This is a genomic window from Microbacterium sp. 71-23, assembly GCF_001897265.1.
Classification (GTDB): Bacteria; Actinomycetota; Actinomycetes; order Actinomycetales; family Microbacteriaceae; genus Microbacterium; species Microbacterium ginsengisoli.
Map to the genome: position 1 here is coordinate 74675 of NZ_MKSL01000050.1, position 22496 is coordinate 97170.

A 22496-nucleotide genomic window follows, 5' to 3' on the forward strand; every position below is an offset into this window, starting at 1 on the left:
GGCTAACCGCGCTCGGGCCGCGGACCCGTGATTGCCGAGCCGATCCGCAGGTGTGTCGCGCCGGCGGCGATCGCCTCCTCGAAATCCCCCGTCATTCCGGCGGAGATCCACCGGGCGTCGGGGTCGATCGCCCGCAGGCGCTCGGAGAGCCGGGCGACACGCGCGAACGCGTCGGCCGGCGCCTCATCCAGAGGCGCGACCGCCATGAGTCCGCGCAGGCGGAGGGTGGGGCATCCGCCCACGTGCTCGGCGAGACGCTCGAGGTCGGCGGGGGCGACGCCGCCGCGCCCCGGGTCGTCCGTGAGGTTGACCTGCAGCAGCACGTCGAGGGCGGGATCGCCCTCCTCCGCCGCCGCGTCGAGCGCGTCGGCGAGCCTGTCCCGGTCGACGGAGTGCACGACCTGCGCGGCCGCGCGCACGGCGCGCGCCTTGTTGGTCTGCGCCTGGCCGATGAAATGCCAGCGGATGCCCCGTGCGGCCCCGATCTCGTCCGCTTTGAGGGTGAGCTCCTGCTGACGGTTCTCGCCGAACTCGGTGACGCCGAGCGCCAACAGGTCGCGCACGAGGTCGGCGGGGTGGAACTTCGTGACGACGATGCGGGTGATCTCCTGCGGCGCTCGGCCGGAGGCTACCGCCGCGGCGGCGATGCGCTCGTCGACGACGGTGAGGCGCTGGGCGAGGGTGTCGGGCACGGTGTGCTCCCGGGTGGAGATTCTCCGGCGGGCGGCTCGGGCTCACGCCCACCGGAGAACGGCGAACGGACCTACTTGAGGAAGTCCGGGATGTCGAGGTCGTCCTCGCCGAAGGCCGAGTCGTACGGCGCCGGGTCGGAGACACCGGCGTGCACGGGCACGGCGAACGAGGTGTCGTCGTCGCGCGGGTCGTCGACCGCTGCGACGGCCGCCGTCGGCGCGGGCGCAGCGGCGGCGCGCGCGGAGCCGAGCACGGGCTCCAGGCGCGGCGACGGCTCGCCGCCGTCGAATCCGGCGGCGATGACGGTGACGCGAACTTCGTCTCCGAGGGTGTCGTCGATGACGGTTCCGAAGATGATGTTGGCTTCGGGGTGCGCGGCCTCCTTGACGAGCTGCGCCGCATCGTGGATCTCGAAGATGCCGAGGTTCGAACCGCCCTGGATCGAGAGCAGCACTCCGTGCGCGCCTTCGATCGATGCCTCGAGCAGGGGCGACTCGACGGCGAGCTCCGCCGCCTTGATCGCCCGGTCGGCGCCGCGTGCGGAGCCGATGCCCATGAGCGCGGATCCCGCGCCCTGCATGACCGACTTGACGTCGGCGAAGTCGAGGTTGATCAGGCCCGGGGTGGTGATGAGGTCGGTGATGCCCTGCACACCGGCGAGCAGCACCTGGTCGGCGGTGGCGAAGGCCTCGATCATCGAGATGCCGCGGTCGCTGATCTCGAGGAGTCGGTCGTTGGGCACCACGATGAGGGTGTCGACCTCTTCCTTGAGGCGTCCGACGCCCGCCTCGGCCTGGCTCTGGCGACGACGGCCCTCGAACGAGAAGGGCTTGGTCACGACGCCGATGGTCAGCGCGCCGATCGATTTCGCGATCTTCGCGACGACGGGGGCACCGCCGGTGCCCGTGCCGCCGCCTTCGCCGGCCGTCACGAACACCATGTCGGCGCCGGCGAGGGCCTGCTCGATCTCGTCGGCGTGATCCTCGGCGGCCCGGCGGCCCACCTCGGGGTCGGCGCCGGCGCCGAGACCGCGGGTCAGTTCGCGGCCGACGTCGAGCTTGACGTCGGCGTCGCTCATGAGCAGAGCCTGTGCGTCGGTGTTCACGGCGATGAACTCGACGCCGCGCAGGCCGAGCTCGATCATGCGGTTGACGGCGTTCACGCCGCCGCCGCCCACGCCGACCACCTTGATGACTGCGAGGTAGTTCTGGTTCTGGCTCATGCCGGCCTCCGTCTCGTCCCGAACCCTGTTCCGGCACCCGGGCCGTCAACCTTCACGTTCAACATGAACGTTAAAGAATTGCCCGGTATGCAATTTCTCACTCGAAGGTAAGCGGCCGGAACGCGGCGCGGTCGCAGCGCGCGCGCGTGTCGCGACATCCTTCTCGGAAATCGATGCGGCGACGCTCGCTCACCCGTCCCGACCGTTCCGGCCGTGTCGCCGTCGAGTCAGCGGGTCACTGCACGACGATCGCGCTCGGAGACGACACGTCATACACGTGCACCCCCTGCGGCGGCCTCGACACCATCATCGTCTCGAGCACCTTCGCCTTCTCGGCGCTCTCGTCGGCGCTCCCCCATACGATCCGGGTCCCGGTGCCGCCGATCGTGAGCGTCACGTCGTCGGCGGTCTGCGCGCTGCCCGCCGTGACGATCGAGCGCAGCTGCGCGGGCAACGCCCGGATCACCGCACCGAGCGCACGGAACGCCGCCGACGAGGTGTCGCTCACCGTCAGCGCGGGATAGCCCGACGGCGGCGTCGACGACATCGACAGCTGCACGCCGGCCGCATCCACCAGCGCGTACCCCGACGGGTACTGGATGAACCCGACCGGGGTGCGCTCGACGATGCGCACCACCAGGTCGTGCGGAGGCTGCGCCTCCACCGTGTACGTCTCGATGAGGGGGAACTGCACCAGAGCCGCTTTCACGGCCGACTCGTCGACGGCCGCCAACGGGGTGCCGATCTGTCCGGAGAGGGCGTGTGCGACGGTCTGCGCGTCGAGCTGGGAGGTGCCGACCACATCGACCCGCTGCACGGCGAACAGCGGACTGTACGCCGAGCCGATGCTCGCCGCGATGAGCAGCACGACGGCGGCGACGACCGACAGCCACACGATGCGCCTGCGACGCTGGCGAACGGTGAACCGACGCACCTCCGAGCGGATCGCGCGCCGCCGCGCACGCGCGGACCGCCACACGTCGCCGAGACGAACCGTCGACTCCGCCGCCGCCGGCGGCTCCGCGGGAGCGTCGACGGGGACCGCTTCCCGGTCGACGGGCCGCAGCGGTTCGGGCGCGAACAGCGGTGCGTCGTCGATCCACTCCGGCATCGGCGCGGTCTCCTCCACCGCCGGCTCCGACGGGCGTCGTCGAGACGCGGACGCACGGGCCGGGATCTCCCGCCGCTGCGCTTCCGGCGCCGACGCCGGTGCCGCATCGGATGCCGCGCCACGCGCGGATCCGCCGCGATCGGCCGCGGCGCGGCGCGGCGGCTCCTCCGGCGTGGGCAGCGGGGTGGGCCGTCGCACCGTCAGACCCCCGCGGGCTCGGTCTCGAGAGCGGCCAGCACCTGCGGGATGATCCGGTACACGTCCCCGCAGCCGAGGGTGATCACGACGTCGCCGTCGCGGGCGACGCCGGCCGTGTAGTCGGCGGCGGCCTGCCAGTCCGGGACGAACGCGACATGCGCGGCATCCGTGAAGTCGTCGCTGACGAGTCGGCCCGTCACTCCCGGCACCGGATCCTCGCGAGCCCCGTACACGTCGAGCACAACGGTGTGGTCGGCCAGACTCTCGAGCACCTCGGCGAACTCGCGGTGCATCTCCTGCGTGCGCGAGTAGGTGTGGGGCTGGTGCACGGCGATGATGCGTCCGCCGTCGGCGAAGGTGCGGGTCGCGGCCAGGGCCGCGGCGACCTCGGTCGGGTGATGCGCGTAGTCGTCGAAGACTCGCACACCCCGGCGTTCGCCGTGGAGTTCGAGGCGCCGCACGGTGCCGGCGAACCCGGTGACGGCGTCGGCCGCGGCGGCGAGCGGGTAGCCGAGCGTCAGCAGTACAGCGACCGCACCGGCGGCGTTGATGGCGTTGTGCACGCCGGGAACGGCCAGACGCACCGAGGCCGACTCCCCCGCGTGGTGCAGCGTGAAGGCCACCGGACCGTCCGTGCGCACCTCGGCGACGCGCACGTCAGCGTCGTCGGCGAGGCCGAACGAGATCACGTGAGGATGCGTCGTGGCCGCCCGCACGCGCAGCGCGCCCGGGTCGTCCGACGAGATGACGACCGCCCGCGTGGCCGCGTCGGCGAAGCGCACGAAGCCATCGAAGAAGGCATCGCGGGTGCCCCAGTGGTCGAGATGATCGGGGTCGACATTCGTGATCAGCGCGATCGCGGTGTCGTACAGCAGGAAGGTGCCGTCGGACTCGTCGGCTTCGATGACGAACAGGTCGTCGGCACCGGACCCGCTGGAGACGCCGCGGTCGGCGATCACGCCACCGCTCACGAAGTTCGGGTCGGCGCCGAGCGCGCCGAGCGCGGTCACGATCATGCCGGTCGAGGTCGTCTTGCCGTGGGCACCGGCCACCGACACGAGCGGGCGCGAGCCGATCAGCCAGTGCAGCGCCTGCGAACGGTGGATGACCGCGAGACCGCGCTGCTTCGCCGCCACGAACTCGGGGTTCTCGGGCCAGATCGCCCCGGTGTGCACGACGGTGTCGGCGTCGCCGAGGTGCGCGGCGTCGTGACCGACGTACACGGTCGCGCCCGCCTCAGCCAGCGCGCGCAGGGCGGCGCTGTCGGAGCGGTCGGAACCCGACACCCGGATGCCGCGGGCCAGGAACATGCGGGCGAGGCCGGACATCCCCGAGCCGCCGATGCCGATGAAGTGCGCGGCGGTGATGTGCTCGGGAATCGGCAGGGTGAGGTCGGGTCTGATCATGACCCGTCAATCCTAGGCTCGCCGATCCTGCACGAGCCGCGGGCGCGCGGGCGCCGCCGCGAGACTCTCAGCGACCCAGTGCCCGGTCGATGAGGGCGACCACGTTCTCGGCGCCGTGCCGGGTGCCGACGAGGGAAGCGGCATCCGTCATCGCCTGGAGCGCCGCGGCATCGGCGAGCAGCGGTACGACCTCGGACCGCACCCGGTCAGGGGTGAACTCCCCGTCGGCGATCAGCCTCGCGGCACCGGCGCGCACAGCGGAGGCGGCGTTGAGCGCCTGCTCGCCGTTGCCGACCGCGTAGGGCACGTAGACCGCGGGGATGCCGAGCGCGCTGATCTCGCTCACCGTCGCCGCGCCCGACCGCGACACGATCGCGTCGGCCGCGGCGAACGCGAGGTCCATTCGGTCGACGTAGCGCCGCAGCGCGTAGCCCGTCGCACCCGGGTCGGCGAGATCGGAGCGCTCCCCCGTCACGTGCACCAGCTGCCAGCCGGCATCGAGCACGTCCCGCCAGGCGCCGCCGAACGCCTCGTTGAGCCGCTGCGCGCCGAGCGAGCCGCCGAACACGAGCAGCGTCGGGCGCGCCGGATCGAGCCCGAACGCCGCCGCACCCTCGGCCCGGCGCGCCGACCGGTCGAGATCGACGATCTCGCGACGCAGCGGCATCCCGACGACCTCGGCTCGCCGCAGCGGCGTGCCCTCGAACGCGACCCCGACGGCGGCCGCGCGGCGCGCGCCCAGCACGTTTGCGAGCCCGGGCTTCGCGTTGGCCTCATGCACGACGAACGGCACGTGCTCGCGGCGCGCGGCGACATAGGCGGGAGCCGCCGCGTACCCACCGAACCCGACGACGACATCGACGCCGCGCTCCCGGATGTCGCGACGCACCGCCCGCACCGCCCGCGCGAAGCGACGCGGGAAGGCGAGGGCCGCGCGGTCGGGGCGGCGCGGGAACGGCACTTTGTCGATGAAGAGCAGCTCGTAGCCGCGCAGCGGCACGAGGCGCGCCTCGAGGCCCTCACGGGTGCCGAGAACCAGGACGGATGCCTCGGGTTCGCGCGCGCGCAGCGCGTCGGCGACGGCGAGCAGCGGGTTCACATGACCGGCGGTTCCCCCGCCGGCGAGCAGGTAGGTGGTCACCGCGCGACATCCTCCACGGGTCGGCGACCGCGCGGGGCCGGGGCCGCGGCGGTCGTGACGACCGGGGAGGTGAGCGCGACCGGCTGCGGCAGCGATCGCGTGAACGACAACAGCACGCCCGACGCGAACAGCACGGACACGAGGGACGTGCCTCCCTGCGAGACGAACGGCAGCGGCACGCCCAGTACCGGGAAGATGCGCAGCACGACGGCGATGTTCATGAACGCCTGCGCGGTGATCCACGTCACGATCGCGCCCGACGCGACCCGCACGAACAGGTCGTCGGTGCGACGGATAATGCGGAAGATGCCGACCGCGAGCACCACGAACAGCGAGAGCAGAAGGAGGCATCCGACGAGGCCGAGCTCCTCCCCGACGATTGCGAAGATGTAGTCGTTGGGCGCGGCCGGCAGCCAGTCGTACTTCTCCTTGGAGTTGCCGAGGCCGAGACCGAAGATGCCACCTCCTGCGAGACCCCAGATGCCGTGCAGCGGCTGGTAGCACTCGTTGTAGTAGCACGACGCGGTATCCGGATTCAGGAAGCTCAGGATGCGCGCGAGACGGTTCGAATTGGTCACGGCGAAGACGAAGCATCCGGCCACGAAGACGACGAGCGGGAGCACGAAGATGCGCAGCTTCACGCCCGAGAAGAAGAGGGCGCCGATGAGCAGCGCCACAAGCACCATCGTGGTGCCGAGGTCGTCGCCGGCGAGCACGGTGCCCATGGCGAGCAGTGCTCCCGGAACGACCGGCACGTACACGTGGCGCCAGTTCGACAGCAGCGGGCCCTTGCGGGCGAGCACGGCCGCGATCCACAGCGCCATGCCCATCTTCACGAACTCGCTGGGCTGCGCCTGGAACGGACCCACCTGGATCCAGGCCTGGTTGCCTCCGGCGTGGACGCCGAGGCCGGGGACGTAGACGAGGAGCTGCACGAGGAGGGCGAAGATCAGGAACGGCCAGGCCATGCGCTTCCAGAACCCGACCGGCATCCGCGAGGCGATGAACATCAAGGGGATGCCGATCGCCGCGAACAGGGCCTGCTTCAGCACGGCCGAATAGGGGTTCCCCCCCGACTCCGTCGCTGTCGCGGAGGTGGCGGAGAGGATCATGACCAGCCCGAACCCGGTGAGCACCAGCACGGTCGAGACGATCAAGAGGTATTCGCCCGGAAGCGGCGTGAACACGCGCCCCAGATGGATGCGGGCGGCGATCCCGCGCCGCCCGGGGTCAGTGTCCGGAGGTGTCGCCGGGGGTGTCTGGGTGCGATCCTCCACCGGCGTTCCTCTCGATCCAGTCCTTCACCGCTGCGGCGAACTTGTTGCCGCGGTCGGCGTACGACGCGAACTGGTCGAAGGATGCCGCGGCGGGGGCGAGCAGCACGACGTCCCCGTCACGGGCGACCTCGCCGGCAGCCTGCACCGCGCGCGCCATGACGCTCTCAGTCTGAGCGTGGTCGACCTCGATGAGGGGCACCTCGGGCGCGTGTCGCTGGAACGCCGCGACGATCGCCGTCCGGTCGACGCCGATCACGACGACGGCTTTCGCGCGACCGCCTCGCGTGGCGACGAGCTCCCCGATGTCGACGCCCTTCAGCAGTCCGCCGACGACCCAGATCGCGCCCGGGTATGCGGCGAGCGACGAGGCCGCGGCATGAGGGTTGGTCGCCTTCGAGTCGTCGACCCACACGACACCGCCGGCACGGCCGACGACCTGGATGCGGTGCGGGTCGAGCGTGAAGTTCTCGAGGGCGGTGCGGATCGCGGCGGGGGCGACATCGAGCGAGCGGGCGAGGGCGCTGGCGGCCAGGATGTTCGCGACGACGTGCGGGGCGGCGAGGTCGCGGGCGGCGAGGTCGGCGACGGTCGTCAGCTCGAGGGCACTGGTGCGGCGCTCCTCGAGGAACGCCCGGTCGACGAGGATGCCGTCGACGACGCCGAGGTCGCTCGGGCCGGGCACGCCCAGGTCGAAGCCGATGGCTCGGGCACCCTCGACGACCTCGGCCTCCTCGACCATGCGGAGGGTCGCGGCGTCTGCCTTGTTGTACACGCACGCGGCCTTCGTGTGGCGGTACACGACGGCCTTGGCGTCGCGGTAGGCCTCGAAGGAGCCGTGCCATTCGAGGTGGTCGTCGGCGAGGTTCAGGCAGACCGCGGCGTGGGGCGACAGCGGCTCGGGGCCGCTCTGCAGCCCGAGATACCAGAGCTGGTGACTGGAGAGTTCGACGACGAGCACGTCGAACCCGAGCGGGTCGCGCACGGCGTCGAGCACGGGCACGCCGATGTTGCCGCAGGGCGCCGCACGCAGCCCGCCCTCGACGAGCATCGTCGCGGCGAGCCGGGTCGTGGTGGTCTTGCCGTTGGTGCCGGTGACGAGCACCCACTCGGCCGGCGTGCCGTCGGCGCGCAGCACCTTGTCGCGCACCCGCCAGGCGAGCTCGACGTCTCCCCACAGGGCGATGCCCGCGTCGCGCACGGCCTCGATGACCGGATGCCGCGGCGAGAACCCCGGGGATGCGATGACCACATCGGGCGCGAAGTCGGTGAGCGCCGCAGGCAGGGCGTCGAGCGGACCGAGGTGGAGGGCGGCGCCGATGACGGGCAGGAGTGTCGCGTACTCCTCATCGGCGTTCTCCGTCAGCACGAGCACCTCGGCACCGAGCTCGGCGACCGTGTCGGCGACGGAGAATCCGGTGACCGAGAGGCCGAGCACCGCGACGCGCACGCCGGACCAGTCGGCGTGCCAGCTGGTGAGGGTGTCGAGCCGCGAGGCGGCCGTCACAGGCGCACCAGCCACTCCACGTAGAACAGGCCGACGCCGGAGAGTGCCAGCAGGCCCGCGATGATCCACATGCGCACGACGATCGTGATCTCCGCCCAGCCACGCATCTCGAGGTGATGGTGCAGGGGGCTCATGAGGAACAGCCGCTTGCCTCGGGTCAGTTTGAAGTAGACCCGCTGGAGGATGACGGACCCGGAGGCGATGACGTAGACGCCGGCGATGACGACGAGCAGGATCTCGGTGCGGGTGAGGATCGCGAGGGCGGCGATGACTCCGCCGATCGACATCGACCCGACGTCGCCCATGAACACCTTCGCCTTCGGCGCGTTCCACCACAGGAACCCGACCAGTGCGCCGATGAACGAGGCGGCGATGATCGCGAGGTCGAACGGGTCCCGGGTCTGATAGCAGGCCTCGCTGAGTCCGGCGTGCGCCGTCACGGCGTCGCAGGGCTGCTTGAACTGCCAGAACGCGACGAGGGCGAGGGCGCTCGTGACGAAGATGGCCGAGCCCGCCGCGAGGCCGTCGAGCCCGTCCGACACGTTCACGGAGTTGGAGCTCGCCACGCCGAGCAGGGCGATCCAGGCGAGGTACAGGATCCATCCGATCACCGCGCCGAGCGCCATGAACGACAGCCACGGAACATCGCGGAAGAGCGAGACGAACGGGCTTGCGGGGGTCTGTCCGTCGCCGTTCGGGAAGTTGAGTGCGGCGATGCCGAAGACCACGACGACGACGCCCTGGCCGGCCACTTTGCGCCAGCCGCTGAGACCCAGGCTGTTCTGCCGCCGCACCTTCATGAAGTCGTCGATGAACCCGACCACACCGAAGCCGACCATCATCCAGATCACCAGGAGCCCGGAGATCGTCGGCGGATTCCGGCCGACGAACGTGCCGATGAAGTAGCCGACGAGCGTGCCGACGATGAAGATCGTGCCGCCCATGGTCGGCGTGCCGCGCTTGGCGCCGTGGCTCGGGTTGTGGATGTTCTCCGGGGTGCGGATGACCTGACCCCAGCCCCATCGGCGGAAGAGGCGCAGGAAGACCGGCGTGAGGAACAGCGTGAACGCGAGGGAGATCGCGGCGGCAGTCAGCAGGGATCTCACGAGAACGATTCTCCCAGACGGTCGCCCAAGAATCGCAGACCCGCCGAGTTCGACGACTTCACGAGCACGCGGTCGCCGTCGCGGAGCTCGGTGAGCAGGTAGTCGTAGGCCTCGTCGGCGGTCGCGAAGAACACGGCCTCGTCGCTCCACGACCCCTCCGCCACGGCGGCGAGGAACATCCGTCGGGCGGCGGCACCCACGATCACGATCCGCTGGATGCGCAGTCGCACCGCGAGTTCGCCGATGCGGTCGTGCTCCTCGCCGGCGTACTCGCCGAGCTCGCTCATCGCGCCGAGAACCGCGACTGTGCGCTCGCCCTCGCCGGTGATCTGGGCGAGGGTGCGCAGAGCCGCGACCATCGAGTCGGGGCTCGCGTTGTAGGCGTCGTTGATGATGCGCACACGGTCCGAGCCGAGCGGCTGCATGCGCCAGCGCTCTGCGAGCTCGAGGGTCTCGAGGCGGGCGATGGATGCCGCGAGCTCGACACCGAGCGCGCCGGCCGCCGCGATCGCGGCGATGGCGTTGTTGACGTGGTGGGCGCCGAGCACCCGCAGCCGGACCGGCAGCGCCTCTCCTCCGGCGTGCACGGTGAAGGCGGTGCCGGACGCGGAGACCGAGACATCCGTCGCCTGCACGTCAGCCTCTGCGGAGTGGCCGAACCAGCGCACCTCGCCGTCCTTCTCGAGGGCGATCGGCGCCATGCGGCGCACCCGCTCGTCGTCGCGGTTCAGCACGGCGACGCCGCCGCCGCGCATCGCGTGGACGAGCTCGGATTTCGCGATGAAGGTCGCCTCGATGCCACCGAAACCGCCCGCGTGGGCCATGCCGACCATGAGCTCGACGACCACGTCGGGGGTGACCAGCCCCGCGAGTCGGGCGATCTCGCCCGGTCCGCTGGCACCGAACTCGCTCACGAGGAACCGCGTGCCCGCCGTCACCCTCAGCATCGTCAGCGGTGCACCGACCTCGTTGTTGAACGACGCGCGCGGCGCGACGGTCTCCCCTTCGGCCTCGAGGATGCGGGCGAGCATGTTCTTGGTCGTGGTCTTGCCGTTGGATCCGGTGATGCCGACGATCCGCAGATCCCCCGCCGCCCGCACGCGCCCGACGACCTCGCGGGCGAGTTCGGCGAGGGCGACGACGACGTCGGCGACGACGATCTGGGAGACGGATGCCGCCACCTCCCGCTCGACGATGGCGAGCGCCGCGCCCGCGGCGACCGCGGCGTCGACGAACAGATGACCGTCGGTGGTCTCGCCGGGCTTGGCGACGAAGATGTCGCCGGGTGCGATCTGGCGGGAGTCGGTGTCGACGAGCCCGGACACCACCGTGTCAGCGGCGTCGGAGGCGGCCGTCACGAGGCGGCCATGCAGGACGTCGGCGATCTCGCCGAGGGTGAGCGCGATCATCCGCTCAGCCGAACTTGGGCAGCGTGACCGGCTGCGCGTCGTCGGGGAGCACCCGGTAGGTCTTCAGAACCTGGGTCATCGCCTTCTGGAACCCTTCTGCGTTGGCCGCCGACGAGGTTATCGTCTGGGGCTCGTTCAGGGTAATCGCGACAAGGTACTGGGGGTTGTCGGCGGGGGCGAACCCGATCAGGGTCGTGAAGTACGCGCCGACCTTGTAGCCGCCGGTCGCGGCGTCGTACTGCTGACCGGTTCCGGTCTTGAACGCGAGGACGTACCCCGGGATGGAGACGGCCTTGGCGAGCGGGCCCTGGGTCGCGACGTTCTCGAGGATGTCGGTGACCTGCTGAGCGGCATCCGTGCTCATGACCCGGGTCGCGGCCGGCTCGGCCGGGGTGGTGACGGTGCCATCGGACGCCGTGCAGGACTGCACGAGCTTCAGCGGGATCTTCTCGCCGCCGTTGGCGATCGCCATGTAGGCGGTGAGCAGCTCCGGGACGGTCGTGGTGAGGCCCTGGCCGTAGGTCGTGTCGTAGATCTTCTGCCGGTCCCAGGCGCTCACCGGCGGCAGATCGCCCTTCGCCTCGCCGATGAAGCCGACGGCGCTGCCCTGTCCGATGCCGAACTTCTGCAGGTAGCCGTAGCGCACATCGGGAGCGAGCTGGGATCCGAGGATCGACGCACCGACGTTCGAGGAGTCCATCAGCACTCCGGCGAGCGTGTACAGCTCCGTGCGGTGGTTCGAGTCATCCACCACCGTCGCCCCGTTCGGGAAGGTGATGCGTCCGGGAACCGATGCCGTCGAGGTGGCGGTCGAGGTGCCCGAATCGATGAGCATCGAGGCGGTGAGGGCCTTGAAGGTCGAGCCGGGTTCGAACGTGTCGGTGAAGATGTGGCTGCGCCAGTACTCGGGCGCGGTCGCGTTGATGTTGTTCGGGTCGACCGTCGGGTACTCCGCGGCCGCACGGATGTCGCCGGTCTTGATGTCGACCACGGTGATCGTTCCGCTGACGGCGGCGCGTTTCTGCACCTGTTCGGCGATGAGCTGCTGCATGTACCACTGCAGATCGCGATCGATCGTGAGAGTGACGGTGCCGCCGTCCACGGCGGGTGTCGTCTCCTCCGTACCCGGGATCATGACACCGTCTTTGCCGCGCTGATAGCGCACGACGCCGTTCGTCTGCTGCAGGCACGACTGCTGCGAGAGCTCGAGACCGGCGAGTGCCTGCTCGTCCGAGCCGACGAATCCCACGAGGTTGCCGGCGACCGCACCGTCGGGGTAGGTGCGCACGGGGTGGGTCGGGAAGGAGAGGTAGGGCAGCCCGAGAGCGGAGAGCTTGGTGTACGCATCGGTGTCGACGGCTTTCGCGAGGATCGCGTACTGCGATTTCGGGTTGACAGCGAGCGCGTCGCTGACCACCTTCTCGACGTCGGCCGGGGTCTTGCCCAGGATCGACGCGATCTGGGCGGCGGCGGCCGACCAGCCGATGCTCGCCGTCGTTCCGTCCGACTGCTTCTGCGACACGGTCGAGCTGGTCGTGCTCGGGTCGATCTGCACGTCGTAGCGGGTCACGGTGCCGGCGAGCACGTTCCCGTTCATGTCGACGATCGAGCCGCGGGTGCCGTTGACGGTGCGCTCGACGCCGTAGCCGAGGGTCATGGCCTGCTGCACGTTCGCATCCGCGTTGACGACCTGGATGTCGACGAGCCGGACCGTGAAGACGGCGAGCACGGCGAGCACGATCGCGAAGCCGACGACGGTGCGACGCCGCGTGCTGCGGCTGTTGCGGGACGTCATGGATTCAGTGTGTGGCCGGGGTCGGCAGCCCGTCGGTCAGCGCGGGGGGTGTCGCCGGATTCGCAGCCGCCGCAGAGGCGGCCGGGTCCGGCGTGGGCGCGATGGCTCCGTTGATCGTCGCCTGCGCGTTGCTGACGAGCGGCGTCGTGGCGATGAGGGCGTTCGGCACCGAGCCGTTGCCGAGAGCGTCGAGGGAGGATGTCGCGTTCGATGCGCGCTGCGGTCCGAGAACCGCGCCGTCGCTCAACCGCAGGTAGCTGGGGCTCTGGCCGGTGACCATGCCGAGTGCCGCGGCGTTCGCCGCAAGGTACTGGGGCGAGGTGAGACCCGTGATCTTGTCGTTGAGCACCTGCTTCTGCAGGTTGAGCGTGCGCTGCTGCTGCGCCACTGACGAGATGTCGAAGGTCGACTGCGTGGTCAGGATGGACAGTCCCATCTGAGCGCCGGCGATCAGCAGCGCCCCGATGACGGCGACCACGGCATAGGCCACTCGCGGCCGGCGGCGTCGCGCCGGCGCGACGACGCGGAGCGGGCGGGGGGTGGAGACGAGGAGGTCCTCGTCGAGAAGGTGGGGATGCGCGACCGGCGCGACGGTGGCGGTGCTCATGCGGCGTCACGGATCCTCTCGACGGCGCGCAGGCGCACGGGTGCGGAACGAGGGTTGCGGGCGCGCTCGGCGTCGGACGCCTGCTCGGCCCCCTTCACGAGCAGACGGAATCGAGGGGCGAACTCCTCGAGCTCGACCGGGAGCCCCCGCGGCGCGGTCGATGTCGATGCCTCGGCGAACACACGCTTGACGAGCCGATCCTCGAGCGACTGATACGACATCACCACGAGGCGTCCGCCGACACGCAGCGCATCGAGAGCGGATGGAATCGCGCGCTCGAGCACGCTGAGCTCGCTGTTGACCTCGACCCGCAGGGCCTGGAACACCCGCTTCGCGGGGTGCCCCGCATTCAGGAGCGCAGCCGGCGTCGCGGCCTGCAGGATGTCCACGAGCCGTCCGGAGCGATCGATGGGCGCGTCGCTACGCGCGGCGACGATCGCGCGCGCGTAGCGTCCGGCGAGCTTCTCCTCGCCGTAGCGCTCGAAGATGCGGCGGAGGTCGCCTTCGCCGTAGCCGGCCAGCACATCGGCCGCGGTGACGCCGGCGGACTGATCCATGCGCATGTCGAGGGGCGCGTCCCGCGCGTAGGCGAAGCCGCGGTCGACCTCGTCGAGCTGCAGCGAGGAGACGCCGAGGTCGAACAGCGCACCATCGATGCGTGCGATGCCGTTCGCGGCGAGGGCCGCGGGGAGGCCGTCGTAGACCGTGTGGACGAAGATGACGCGGTCGGCGAAGGGTGCCAGGCGTTCGGCGGCGATCGCGAGTGCGTCGGTGTCCCGGTCGAGACCGACCAGGCGCACGCGCGGGTGGCGCTCGAGGAGCGCCTCGGCGTGACCGCCCATGCCGAGCGTCGCGTCGACGACGACCGGCGCGTCGGCCTGGAGCGCAGGCGCGAGCAGCTCGAGGCAGCGCTCGAGCATGACGGGGGTGTGGATGTCGCGGAGGTCCATGTCTGCGGGGCCGGTCCCCCGACCCCGATTCCCAACCGCGTCGACCTGGCACCGGGGAAGTGCGCCAGGGAGAGGCGGGTGGGGATCGCGGCCTGGGGCTCAGAAGAGGCCCGGGATCACCTCCTGCTCCAACTCGGCATAGCTCGACTCGTTGGCCTCCGCGTAGGCGTTCCACGCGGCGGCGTCCCAGATCTCGGCGTGAGCGCCGACGCCGGTGACGATGAGCTCACGCTCGAGTCCGGCGTACGTGCGCAGGTGCGGCGGCACGGTGATGCGGTTCTGTCCGTCGGGCTTCTCCGCGCTCGCACCCGACAGGAACATGCGAAGGAAGTCGCGCGCCTGCTTGTTCGTGAGCGGCGTCTCCCGGATGCGCTCGTGGATGCGCTCGAACTCGACCTCGGCGAAGACGTACAGGCAGCGCTCCTGTCCGCGGGTGATCACGACTCCCGCCCCGAGGTCGTCGCGGAACTTTGCGGGGAGGATCACGCGGCCCTTCTCGTCGAGTTTGGGCGTGTGGGTGCCGAGAAGCATCGGAGCGGCACCCCCTTCGTCCGGCCAGCGAAGAATTTTGCCCCACTTTACTCCACTGTCCTCCACTTCACTACCCAATTCGGCCTCGATATGGGCGAGCACTCCCCCGGCGTCGACAGCGGCATCGCCGGACGTGTGCGGCATCCGATCTGCGGGCACAAAAAAACACCGACCCTCGCGGGTCGGTGTTTCAGTGGATCGGGATCAGCTGCCCTGCTGGCGGCGATCCCATCGATCGTTCATGCGGTCCATGAAGGAGCGCCCGCTCTGTCGCGGGGTGGCGGCCGAGGGACGGCTCGCGCGCACGCGCCCGGCTCGCGTCGGAGTCACGGCGAGGATGACCCCCGCGAGCATGACAGCGAAGCCGATGACGCCGATCACGATGAGCTGGGTCGAGACACCCGCGACGACACCGCCGAGGCCGACCACGAACAGGAGCACACCGATCACGATGTTGCGATAGCTCAGCGAACGCGCACCGCCGCCGGCCGTGACGACATCGGCGTCGTTGCTCATGAGATGGCGTTCCATCTCGTCGAGAAGACGCTGCTCCTGCTCGGAAAGAGGCATCGGAACCCCCTGTAGGTGAAAGTCACCGCGATTCTACGCGGCGTGGCGATCACTAGGCTAGGCCCGTGTCGAGCAGCACGGAGGCGATCGCGGCGGTTTCCCAGCGACTGGAGAAGTTCCTCCTCACGCAGGCAGAGGAGCTGAGCGGGTGGGGCGACGAGGCGCAGACTCTCCACGACGTCGCGGTCGGCGCCCTCCGCGGCGGGAAGCGGCTTCGCGCACGTTTCCTCCTCGCCGGGTTCCGCGCCTGCGGCGGCACCGCTGAGCGCGCGGACGCCGCCACCTCCGTCGCGGCCGCGCTCGAGGTGTTCCATGCCGCCGCCCTCGTGCACGACGACGTGATCGACAACTCCGACACACGCCGTGGACAGCCCGCGGCGCACCGCGCCCTGGCGGGCGCCCACGCGGCATCCGGCTGGACCGGCGACGCCGAGGCCTTCGGTCGGAACGGCGCCATCCTGCTCGGAGATCTGCTCGTCGCCGGCAGTGACGACCTCGTCGAAGCCGGACTCGAGGGCCTGCCCGCAGCGACGGCCCAGCGCGCCCGCGCGCAATACGCGCAGATGCGCCGCGAGGTCACCGTGGGCCAGTTCCTCGACATCGCCGAAGAGGCAGCCTGGATCACCGCCCCCGCCGACACGCACGCCGAACGAGCCCTGCGGGTGGCCTCGCTGAAGTCCGCGCGCTACAGCGTCGAGCAGCCGCTCCTCATCGGCGCCTCCCTCGCAGACGCCGACACCGCGCAGCGCGCCGCCCTGGCCGCCTTCGGACACCCGGTCGGCATGGCGTTCCAACTGCGTGACGACGTGCTCGGCGTGTTCGGCGACGCCTCCGTGACCGGCAAGCCGGCGGGCGATGACCTGCGCGAAGGCAAGCGCACCGTGCTCGTCGCCTTCGCACGTGAGGCGCTCGACGACGACGGTCGCGCGGCACTGGACGCCACGCTGGGCGACCCGGCGCTCGACGACGCGACCGTGGAGCGCATGCGCCGGGTGCTGGTGGACACCGGCGCCCTCGACCGGGTGGAAGAGCTCATCGCCGGATACATCGCGGATGCCGACCGGGCACTCGCTGCGGCCCCGTTGCGCGTGGACGCGCTCGACGAGCTGCGCGCGCTGGCCGCGGCATCCGCCGACCGCGTGACCTGACGCCTTCCGCGAGCGGGGTCGCCCGGGGTCAGGCGAGGGTCTGGGCGACCCGACGCACCTCGCTCTTCCGGCCCGCCCGCAGCGCCTCGATGGGGGCGATGCCGATCGATTCCTCGGGGGCGAGAAGCCAGTCGATGGCCTCGTCGGCGCTGAAGCCGGCGTCGAGCAGCACGAAGATCGTGCCGCGCAGCGATGCGAGCGGCGCGCCGTCGACGAGGAACAGAGCCGGCACGGCGAGAGGCCCGTTCCGCCGCGATCCGAGGAGGACGTTCTCGTCGAGGAGTCGACGCACGCGGCTGAGCGGTTCACCCAGCATCTCGGCGAGGTCGGGAAGGGTGAGCCATTCCGTCGTGGCGGGTCCTGATGCTGCATCGGTCACTCGTCCACTATCGCATTCCGCTCGCGGCCGCCGCACCGTCCGCCCCGCGCACAGGCGGCCGCGACCCGGACGGCTGTCACATACGCCACATCCGTCCCGATGATTGACTCTCGTCCCAGCCCGTGGGACCGTGGATCGATCTCGCCCCCTCACGGCGGCGGAGGCAGGAGGACGACATGACGCCTCGGCGCGCGACGACCACGATCTCTCCCCTGCGCTGGTGGGCGGTCCCCGCCGTCGTCGGCGGCATCGCCCTCGCGCTCGCTCCTCAGCCTGCGCAGGCCGCGGAGCCGCGCGAGACATCCGGTCCCGTGCTGCCCGACGCCACGCGTGCCGCTGGCACGGTCGCGGCGGCGGCTCGCGCGGCGGCCACCGCGGCGGCAGGCCAAGCCACCGTGACGGTACGGGCCGGCGACACGGTGTGGGCGATCGCCCGACGCCACGGTCTCGACATCGGCGCCGTACTGCGGGCCAACGGACTGGGGTGGCAGTCGATCATCCGGCCCGGCGATGTGCTCGTGCTCCCCGCCCCCGCCGCAACCGTCGCCCCGACGACGACGACGGCGGCGGCGACCCCCGCCCCGACCGCACATACCTACCTCGTACAGCGCGGCGACACCCTCACAGCGATCGCGGCCCGACAGCACACGACCGTCGTCGCCCTGCTCGGCGCGAACGGACTCACCTGGTCGAGCATCATCTACCCCGGCCAGCGCCTGACGATTCCCGCAACGGATGCCGGAGCCACCGGCCTCGACGAGGAGCAGATCGCCAACGCGAGACTCATCATCCGCATCGGCCGAGAGCTGGGCGTTCCCGACCGTGGCATCACGATCGCCCTCGGCACGGCGATGCAGGAGTCCTGGCTGCGAAACCTCGACGGCGGCGATCGCGATTCACGCGGGCTCTTCCAGCAACGACCGAGCACCGGGTGGGGCACCGCGGCACAGGTTGCGGAGCCGGTGTACGCGATCCGCGCCTTCTTCCTCGGCGTCGACGGGCCCTCCGGCCCGCTCACTCGGGGCCTGCTCGACATCCCGGGGTGGCAGAGCATGACATACGCGGATGCCGCGCAGGCCGTGCAGATCTCGGCCTACCCGGACCGCTACGGACGCTGGGAGTCCGCCGCGACGCAGTGGCTTCGGGCCCTCGGCTGACCGACACCAGGTCGCCCGCAGGGGCGAGCCGTTCCCGGGGCTCCCAGGCCGTCGTCCGTAGACTCGATCCGTGAATACGGGCCAGCGCGCGGATCCGCTGATCGGCCGTCTGGTCGACGGCCGGTACCGCGTGCGCGCGCGCATCGCGCGGGGGGGGATGGCGACGGTCTACGTCGCCACCGATCTGCGCTTGGAGCGACGTGTTGCGCTGAAGGTCATGCACGGGCACCTCAGCGACGATGCGGTCTTCCAGAGTCGGTTCATCCAAGAGGCGCGCTCGGCCGCCCGGCTCTCCGACCCGCACGTGGTGAACGTGTTCGACCAGGGGCAGGACGAGGACATGGCGTACCTCGTCATGGAGTACCTGCCCGGGGTGACGCTGCGCGAGCTCATCCGGGATCAGCGCCGCATCGGTGTCGCGCAGGTCGTGACGATCATGGACGCCATCCTGTCGGGACTGGCGGCGGCCCACCGGTCGGGTATCATCCACCGCGACGTGAAGCCCGAGAACGTGCTGCTCGCGGAGGACGGCCGCATCAAGATCGGCGACTTCGGGCTGGCCCGAGCGGCGACCGCGAACACGGCGTCGGGGCAGATGCTGCTCGGCACCATCGCCTACCTGGCACCCGAGCTGGTCACCCGCGGAACGGCGGATGCACGCAGCGACATCTACGCGCTCGGCATCGTGCTGTACGAGATGCTCACCGGCGAGCAGCCGTACAAGGGCGAACAGCCCATGCAGATCGCCTACCAGCACGCGACCGATTCGGTGCCTCGCCCGAGCGCGAAGAACCCCGACGTGCCAGAGCCCCTCGATGAGCTCGTGCTGTGGTCGACCGAACGCGACCCGGAGGCGCGTCCGCGCGACGCCGGTGAGATGCTCGCGCGGCTGCGCGAGATCGAGGCCCAACTGGGCATCGCACCCCAGGTCGCGCGGGCGATCGCCGTCGGCGGACCGACCGTCGCGTACGACGGCCTGGACTCGGGCGAGGTCACGAAGGCGCTTCCCGCCGCGACCGCCGTGCTCACGCCGGCCCGCGGCGTGCCGATCGACAATGCGGCGCTGCTGCGCGCCCGGTCGCGCCGCCGCGCCTCCCGCGGCGGATGGCTCGTCGCACTCGTTCTCGTGCTCGCTCTCGCGGCGGGCGGAACCGGCTGGTGGTTCGGTGCCGGGCCGGGATCGAAGATCGCGATCCGCGATCTGACGAATTTCACGTTCGCGGATGCCTCGACCGCCCTCGGGGCGGACGGGCTCCAGGCCGTCGAATCCGATGTGTTCAGCATCGACGTCGCCTCCGGCCTCGTCGTCGCGACGGAGCCGGGGGCGGGATCCCGCGTCGACAAGAAGAGCACCGTCACCGTGCTCGTCTCCAAAGGTCCCCAACCCCACGACATCCCCGCTCTCGCGGGCCAGCCGCTTGCGACCGCGCAGTCGGCCTTCGCCGCGGCGACCGTCACGCTCGGCGCGACGGCCTACCAGTTCACGCAGAACGATCCCGATACGGTGCTGTCCGTCGCCGTCACACCGCGCGGTGCCTCATCGGCGACCGACTGCAGCAACGGCTGCACGGTGCACGAGGGAGATTCCGCGGTGATCACGGCGTCGAAGGGGCCGGTGCCGGATGTCGCGGGCATGAGCATCACGGATGCCACGACTGCCCTGACCGGCGTGGGCCTCCAGGTCTCGTCGACCCCGGCTCAGGAGTTCAGCGACTCCATCGCATCGGGAACCGTGATCGGCATCGGCAAACGCGGCGGCGGGGGGAACTGGGCGCCGGGAGACACGGTCACCCTCGTCGTGTCGAAGGGTCCGCAGCTCTTCCCCGTTCCCGATGTGACGGGAAAGACCCTCGCGGACGCGAAGCGCATCCTCACGGCCGCCGGTTTCGTGCCCGCCTATGCCCTGTACTGGGATGCGGTTCCGACGATCGCGAAGGTCACGTCGCAGGGCCCCGACAGTACGACCACCCAGCCGAAGGGCACCAAGATCAACCTCGTCCTCAGCCTGACCGGCTAGCGGCGGAACGCCAGGACGCAGAACGAGGGGGTGGATGCCGCGGCATCCACCCCCTCGCTGTCTCTCCGCGAGAGTCAGCGCTTCTCGAGCTCCTCGGCCACGAGGAACGCGAGCTCGAGCGACTGCATGTGGTTCAGGCGCGGGTCGCACAGCGACTCGTAGCGGGTCGCGAGGGTGGCCTCATCGATCTGCTCGGATCCGCCGAGGCATTCGGTGACGTCGTCGCCGGTGAGCTCGACATGGATGCCGCCGGGGAACGTGCCCACCGCGCGGTGCGCCTCGAAGAAGCCGCGCACCTCGTCGACCACGTCGTCGAAGCGACGGGTCTTGTAGCCGTTCTGCGATGTGATGCCGTTGCCGTGCATGGGGTCGGTGACCCAGAGCGGGGTCGCTCCCGAGTCGCGCACGGCTTCGAGCAGCGGCGGCAGCGCGTCGCGGATCTTGCCCGCGCCCATGCGCGTGATGAAGGTGAGGCGTCCGGGCTCCCGCTCGGGGTCGAGCTTGTCGATGAGCGCGAGAGCGGTGTCGGTCGAGGTCGACGGTCCGAGCTTGACCCCGATGGGGTTGCGGATCTTCGAGAAGTAGTCGACGTGTGCGCCGTCGAGATCACGGGTGCGCTCCCCGATCCACAGGAAGTGCGCCGACGTGTTGTACGGCGTGCCCGTGCGGGAGTCGATGCGGGTCATAGGGCGCTCGTAGTCCATGAGCAGACCCTCGTGACCCGTGTAGAACTCGACGCGGCGCAGCTCGTCGAAGTCGGCACCGGCCGCCTCCATGAACTTGATCGCGCGGTCGATCTCGGCGGCGAGACCCTCGTAGCGCTGGTTCGCCGGGTTCTGCGCGAAGCCCTTGTTCCACGAGTGCACCTCGCGCAGGTCGGCGAAGCCTCCCTGCGTGAACGCGCGGATGAGGTTCAGGGTCGAGGCGGCCGTGTGGTAGCCCTTCAGCAGACGCTGCGGGTCGGCGATGCGGGAGGCCTCGGTGAAGTCGTAGCCGTTCACGATGTCGCCGCGGTAGGCGGGCAGTGTCACGCCGCCGCGGGTCTCGTCGTCGCTCGATCGCGGTTTCGCGAACTGACCCGCCATGCGGCCCATCTTCACGACCGGCATCGAGGCGCCGTACGTCAGCACGACCGCCATCTGCAGCACCGTCTTGATGCGGTTGCGGATCTGGTCGGCCGTCGCCCCCGCGAACGTCTCGGCGCAGTCGCCGCCCTGCAGGAGGAAGGCGTTGCCCGATGCCGCCCGCGCGAGACGCTCGCGCAGGAGGTCGACCTCACCGGCGAACACGAGTGGAGGCAGCGACGCGATCTCGTCCGAGACCGCGGCGACGGCATCGGCGTCGGGCCAGGACGGCTGCTGCTTGATGGGAAGCGAACGCCACTGATCGAGGGCGTCGAGCTGCTGGAGCATCCGCTCAGTCTAGTGGCGCGCCCGAGGTGACCGGCTCCGTGTTGCGGGCCTGCTCGAGGCGCTCCTTCACCGCCGACGCGTAGACGTCGTCGTAGCGCTGGCCGCCGATGCGCTGCAGCGCCACCATGATCTCGTCCGTGACCGATCGAAGCACGTAGCGGTCGTCCGACAGCCCGGCGAACCGGGTGAAGTCGAGGGGCTCGCCGATGACGACCCCTACACGCCCGATGCGCGGAATTCGCCGCCCGATCGGCTGGATCGCGTCGGTGTCGACCATGACGACGGGGATGACGGGCACCCCGGCTTCGAGCGCCATGCGGGCGATTCCGGTGCGACCCCGGTAAAGGATGCCGTTCGGACTGCGGGTGCCCTCGGGGTAGATGCCGAGCAGGTCTCCACGCCCGAGCACCTGGAGACCGGTGTTGAGGGATGCCTCGGATGCCTTGCCGCCCGATCGGTCGATCGGGATCTGCCCGGTGGCCTTGAAGAACATCTTCGTCGCCCACCCCTTCAGACCTCTGCCCGTGAAGTAGTCGCTCTTGGCGAGGAAGCTCATCGGGCGGTCGATCATGAGCGGCAGGAAGATCGAATCGGCGAACGAGAGGTGGTTGCTCGCCAGGATGGCCGCGCCGCGTGCGGGGATGTTGCTGCGGCCCACGACCCAGGGTCGGAAGATCGCCTTGATGACCGGACCGATCACCACGTACTTCATGAACCAATAGAACACGCGGGATCCCTTCGCGTACGCTCAGGGGAAGCAGTCTACAAGCGAGCGCATCCCCCCGATCGTGCCGCCCGTGTCAGTGAGACTCGGTCTCGCGCAAATGTAGACTGAGTTTCAGCACGAGCAACCGGTATCGAAG

Annotated in this window: 20 protein-coding genes; 3 read left to right on the plus strand and 17 right to left on the minus strand. The window is 70.5% G+C overall.

Annotation, left to right across the window (positions count from 1 at the left end; all coding sequences use genetic code 11):
• Window positions 1-2: 2 nt before the first annotated feature.
• The 14 genes from BGO15_RS14250 to BGO15_RS14315 form a co-directional block, all read right to left on the minus strand.
• Window positions 3-692 carry a YggS family pyridoxal phosphate-dependent enzyme gene (locus tag BGO15_RS14250; RefSeq protein ID WP_056209952.1) on the minus strand — a complete coding sequence of 230 codons (690 nt, stop codon included), beginning with the start codon at window positions 690-692 and terminating at the stop codon, window positions 3-5.
• Window positions 693-763: 71 nt separating this feature from the next.
• Complete coding sequence (ftsZ, locus tag BGO15_RS14255) at window positions 764-1915, minus strand: cell division protein FtsZ (RefSeq protein ID WP_045247234.1); 1152 nt, start codon at window positions 1913-1915, stop codon at window positions 764-766.
• 235 nt (window positions 1916-2150) lie between these two features.
• Window positions 2151-3044 (minus strand): FtsQ-type POTRA domain-containing protein, encoded by an 894-nt coding sequence (locus BGO15_RS14260; protein ID WP_273190312.1) that lies wholly within the window; start codon window positions 3042-3044, stop codon window positions 2151-2153.
• A 182-nt stretch (window positions 3045-3226) separates the two neighbouring features.
• Window positions 3227-4630 (minus strand): UDP-N-acetylmuramate--L-alanine ligase, encoded by a 1404-nt coding sequence (gene murC / locus BGO15_RS14265; RefSeq protein WP_056209954.1) that lies wholly within the window; start codon window positions 4628-4630, stop codon window positions 3227-3229.
• A gap of 67 nt (window positions 4631-4697) precedes the next feature.
• A complete protein-coding gene (locus tag BGO15_RS14270) occupies window positions 4698-5771 on the minus strand; it encodes a UDP-N-acetylglucosamine--N-acetylmuramyl-(pentapeptide) pyrophosphoryl-undecaprenol N-acetylglucosamine transferase (RefSeq protein WP_045247231.1) in 1074 nt (357 codons plus the stop codon).
• A complete protein-coding gene (ftsW, locus tag BGO15_RS14275; protein WP_056209956.1) occupies window positions 5768-7048 on the minus strand; it encodes a putative lipid II flippase FtsW in 1281 nt (426 codons plus the stop codon). The genes BGO15_RS14270 and ftsW overlap by 4 nt, the downstream gene beginning before the upstream one ends.
• A complete protein-coding gene (gene murD, locus BGO15_RS14280) occupies window positions 7002-8552 on the minus strand; it encodes a UDP-N-acetylmuramoyl-L-alanine--D-glutamate ligase (protein WP_056209958.1) in 1551 nt (516 codons plus the stop codon). The genes ftsW and murD overlap by 47 nt, the downstream gene beginning before the upstream one ends.
• Window positions 8549-9658 (minus strand): phospho-N-acetylmuramoyl-pentapeptide-transferase, encoded by a 1110-nt coding sequence (mraY, locus tag BGO15_RS14285; protein ID WP_045247228.1) that lies wholly within the window; start codon window positions 9656-9658, stop codon window positions 8549-8551. Before mraY ends, murD begins: the two co-directional genes overlap by 4 nt.
• Window positions 9655-11067 (minus strand): UDP-N-acetylmuramoyl-tripeptide--D-alanyl-D-alanine ligase, encoded by a 1413-nt coding sequence (locus tag BGO15_RS14290; protein ID WP_056520064.1) that lies wholly within the window; start codon window positions 11065-11067, stop codon window positions 9655-9657. The genes mraY and BGO15_RS14290 overlap by 4 nt, the downstream gene beginning before the upstream one ends.
• A gap of 4 nt (window positions 11068-11071) precedes the next feature.
• Complete coding sequence (locus tag BGO15_RS14295) at window positions 11072-12862, minus strand: peptidoglycan D,D-transpeptidase FtsI family protein (protein WP_056209964.1); 1791 nt, start codon at window positions 12860-12862, stop codon at window positions 11072-11074.
• A gap of 4 nt (window positions 12863-12866) precedes the next feature.
• Window positions 12867-13469: a cell division protein FtsL gene (gene ftsL, locus BGO15_RS14300; protein ID WP_056209966.1), complete on the minus strand. Its 603-nt coding sequence runs from the start codon at window positions 13467-13469 to the stop codon at window positions 12867-12869.
• The gene (gene rsmH / locus BGO15_RS14305) at window positions 13466-14419 is read right to left on the minus strand and encodes a 16S rRNA (cytosine(1402)-N(4))-methyltransferase RsmH (protein ID WP_056520068.1); all 954 of its coding nucleotides are present in this window, start codon (window positions 14417-14419) and stop codon (window positions 13466-13468) included. Before rsmH ends, ftsL begins: the two co-directional genes overlap by 4 nt.
• Before the next feature lie 99 nt (window positions 14420-14518).
• Window positions 14519-14950, minus strand: coding sequence for a division/cell wall cluster transcriptional repressor MraZ (mraZ, locus tag BGO15_RS14310; RefSeq protein WP_045247224.1), 432 nt, complete (start codon window positions 14948-14950; stop codon window positions 14519-14521).
• A gap of 204 nt (window positions 14951-15154) precedes the next feature.
• Window positions 15155-15520, minus strand: a complete 366-nt coding sequence (locus tag BGO15_RS14315) for an SCO2097 family morphological protein (RefSeq protein WP_056209968.1) — start codon at window positions 15518-15520, stop codon at window positions 15155-15157.
• Between the two features lie 65 nt (window positions 15521-15585).
• Between BGO15_RS14315 and BGO15_RS14320 the strand changes: the two genes are divergently transcribed.
• On the plus strand, window positions 15586-16668 hold the full coding sequence (locus BGO15_RS14320; RefSeq protein ID WP_056209970.1) for a polyprenyl synthetase family protein: 1083 nt from the start codon (window positions 15586-15588) through the stop codon (window positions 16666-16668).
• Window positions 16669-16696: 28 nt separating this feature from the next.
• On the opposite strand, the gene BGO15_RS14325 is transcribed toward BGO15_RS14320, so the two are convergent.
• Window positions 16697-17047 (minus strand): Rv2175c family DNA-binding protein, encoded by a 351-nt coding sequence (locus tag BGO15_RS14325; protein ID WP_048809147.1) that lies wholly within the window; start codon window positions 17045-17047, stop codon window positions 16697-16699.
• Window positions 17048-17223: 176 nt separating this feature from the next.
• Between BGO15_RS14325 and BGO15_RS14330 the strand changes: the two genes are divergently transcribed.
• Together BGO15_RS14330 and pknB are read left to right on the plus strand one after the other, a co-directional pair.
• Window positions 17224-18204: a LysM peptidoglycan-binding domain-containing protein gene (locus BGO15_RS14330; protein ID WP_056209972.1), complete on the plus strand. Its 981-nt coding sequence runs from the start codon at window positions 17224-17226 to the stop codon at window positions 18202-18204.
• Between the two features lie 70 nt (window positions 18205-18274).
• The gene (pknB, locus tag BGO15_RS14335) at window positions 18275-20221 is read left to right on the plus strand and encodes a Stk1 family PASTA domain-containing Ser/Thr kinase (RefSeq protein ID WP_056209974.1); all 1947 of its coding nucleotides are present in this window, start codon (window positions 18275-18277) and stop codon (window positions 20219-20221) included.
• Between the two features lie 74 nt (window positions 20222-20295).
• On the opposite strand, the gene BGO15_RS14340 is transcribed toward pknB, so the two are convergent.
• Complete coding sequence (locus tag BGO15_RS14340; protein WP_045247219.1) at window positions 20296-21633, minus strand: class II 3-deoxy-7-phosphoheptulonate synthase; 1338 nt, start codon at window positions 21631-21633, stop codon at window positions 20296-20298.
• Window positions 21634-21637: 4 nt separating this feature from the next.
• Complete coding sequence (locus BGO15_RS14345) at window positions 21638-22360, minus strand: lysophospholipid acyltransferase family protein (RefSeq protein ID WP_045247218.1); 723 nt, start codon at window positions 22358-22360, stop codon at window positions 21638-21640.
• Between the last annotated feature and the right edge of the window lie 136 nt (window positions 22361-22496).

What these genes read in the sequence shown, in the direction of transcription:
- mraZ (WP_045247224.1), bottom strand. Translation starts at nt 14,950, where the DNA reads ATGCTTCTCGGCACCCACACGCCCAAACTCGACGAGAAGGGCCGCGTG.
- ftsZ (WP_045247234.1), bottom strand. Translation starts at nt 1,915, where the DNA reads ATGAGCCAGAACCAGAACTACCTCGCAGTCATCAAGGTGGTCGGCGTG.
- murC (WP_056209954.1), bottom strand. Translation starts at nt 4,630, where the DNA reads ATGATCAGACCCGACCTCACCCTGCCGATTCCCGAGCACATCACCGCC.
- BGO15_RS14290 (WP_056520064.1), bottom strand. Translation starts at nt 11,067, where the DNA reads ATGATCGCGCTCACCCTCGGCGAGATCGCCGACGTCCTGCATGGCCGC.
- BGO15_RS14315 (WP_056209968.1), bottom strand. Translation starts at nt 15,520, where the DNA reads ATGCCTCTTTCCGAGCAGGAGCAGCGTCTTCTCGACGAGATGGAACGC.
- ftsL (WP_056209966.1), bottom strand. Translation starts at nt 13,469, where the DNA reads ATGAGCACCGCCACCGTCGCGCCGGTCGCGCATCCCCACCTTCTCGAC.
- BGO15_RS14330 (WP_056209972.1), top strand. Translation starts at nt 17,224, where the DNA reads ATGACGCCTCGGCGCGCGACGACCACGATCTCTCCCCTGCGCTGGTGG.
- BGO15_RS14340 (WP_045247219.1), bottom strand. Translation starts at nt 21,633, where the DNA reads ATGCTCCAGCAGCTCGACGCCCTCGATCAGTGGCGTTCGCTTCCCATC.
- BGO15_RS14295 (WP_056209964.1), bottom strand. Translation starts at nt 12,862, where the DNA reads ATGACGTCCCGCAACAGCCGCAGCACGCGGCGTCGCACCGTCGTCGGC.
- rsmH (WP_056520068.1), bottom strand. Translation starts at nt 14,419, where the DNA reads ATGGACCTCCGCGACATCCACACCCCCGTCATGCTCGAGCGCTGCCTC.